The sequence below is a fragment of the Falsihalocynthiibacter sp. BN13B15 genome (assembly GCF_041205415.1).
Lineage (GTDB): Bacteria > Pseudomonadota > Alphaproteobacteria > Rhodobacterales > Rhodobacteraceae > Falsihalocynthiibacter > Falsihalocynthiibacter arcticus.
Genome location: NZ_JBGFCE010000049.1, coordinates 1 through 1,453, shown reverse-complemented (window position 1 = coordinate 1,453; position 1,453 = coordinate 1). Strand labels below are relative to the sequence as shown.

Below are 1,453 nucleotides of genomic sequence, written 5' to 3'. Positions count from 1 at the left end.
TTGATTCAGATATCCATACAGTTAAATCCGCAGCATCAACCCCGGATGACAACCGGGCCGACCCGTCGCGGCAGGTTGCGCGCTGAAGCCAAGAACCGCCAAATCAAGCATGTCCGCGAAAACATCAATGGCGCGGACGTGGCTATTCTCATCAACATAATCGTCGAGGTGTTCAGGCAGTAACATCGTCCGCTGCCAGTCTAAACCTTCGATGAAATGCGTCATGAACAACCTCCATACCGAATACGGAAATTATAGCAGCATCTGGATCAAAATGGGGGAGTTTTCACACAGCCTCCGGACAAAGCGGACGCCGCTCTAACTGGTTCACAAACTGCTCTTTTAATTTGGATTTTCCACAATAATCAAACCGATTTCGCGAGCAAGGGACCGAGTCATTAGCCAGTCAACACCAATCAACGCAAATTCACATTCAGTTGTGCTGATACTTTCGTTGCATGAGCTTCGATCTTGGTTCTGCAATTTTCCGGCACGTTCTTGGAAACGTTTTCTGTAAATCGCTTTCATCTCTTCGATCGGTTTCAGCAATGGAAGGACCGCTTGAATATCTGCTCGCTATTGATCCGTAAGGTCGTTCTTGCACGAATCCCGAAATTCCACAGAGCGACCAACGGAGCAGTATTTATCGGCCTGAGCGAGGCAATCATACTCCATTGTCTGCGTCATAACCCTCTTTCCCACGGTCAACGCGATGCATCCATCAAGCCAACCTTTTACGTCTGACAGACCAAAATCTTCGGCGTCAACCGAACCAGCCCCTAAAAAAACGGCGCAAATCAACGGTAATGCAATTTTTTTCATTTAGTAATTCTATTCTAACACACTGATTTTGCGACCTCTATTTCTGATAAAGCCCCTATTGGGAAGCAAAAGGCTTGCCTGCATGTACTTGGTGAAACCATCCACCAGTCAAAAGGAAGAAGACAATATTGGCCTCAATCCTTCTTTTCGCAAAAGTGGCCACCAAGGTTTGTTACGGATCGTTTGTGTCGGTCAACGGTACGGACGGAAAGGAGACCTTCGCTGCGGCCGAGAAATCTGATCAGCAGAGCTTCAAAGCAAACCTCAGCCCCCTGATCAGACAAAGCAAACGCGGTGCCAATACACAACGTATAGCGCCTGCCATCGGCTTCTAGTTTGAGTTTCAATTCACGACAAACATTCTCATGCTGAAGTTTCATTTTCAGCACCCGTAGTGTTTGATCGGCGTCGTTATCAAAGCTGTCTGATTAGCATGATCTGTGCCGTCCTCTTAAGGGATAGGAGGTATAATTGATGCGTTTTCATAGACAATTGAATATGCGTCAAGGCGTTCCCAACGCCCTCGCAAACGAAAGGGGCGAGCCTCTTAAGCCCGCCCCTTTATGCATTCAATTGCGCCTCTTTAAACGAAATCAAAGTCGCTTGCGGTGAGATCTGCGCGGTCGAGGCC

3 protein-coding genes are annotated in these 1,453 nt (G+C 47.8%); 1 reads left to right on the top strand and 2 read right to left on the bottom strand.

The window, feature by feature from the left end; genetic code table 11:
- Positions 1-21: 21 nt before the first annotated feature.
- Together AB9F26_RS22055 and AB9F26_RS22050 are read right to left on the bottom strand one after the other, a co-directional pair.
- Positions 22-225: a hypothetical protein gene (locus AB9F26_RS22055; RefSeq protein ID WP_369769104.1), complete on the bottom strand. Its 204-nt coding sequence runs from the start codon at positions 223-225 to the stop codon at positions 22-24.
- Positions 226-576: 351 nt separating this feature from the next.
- Positions 577-822, bottom strand: coding sequence for a hypothetical protein (locus tag AB9F26_RS22050; RefSeq protein WP_369769103.1), 246 nt, complete (start codon positions 820-822; stop codon positions 577-579).
- A 128-nt stretch (positions 823-950) separates the two neighbouring features.
- Between AB9F26_RS22050 and AB9F26_RS22045 the strand changes: the two genes are divergently transcribed.
- Positions 951-1,157 carry a hypothetical protein gene (locus tag AB9F26_RS22045; RefSeq protein WP_369758195.1) on the top strand — a complete coding sequence of 69 codons (207 nt, stop codon included), beginning with the start codon at positions 951-953 and terminating at the stop codon, positions 1,155-1,157.
- The last annotated feature ends 296 nt before the right edge of the window (positions 1,158-1,453 follow it).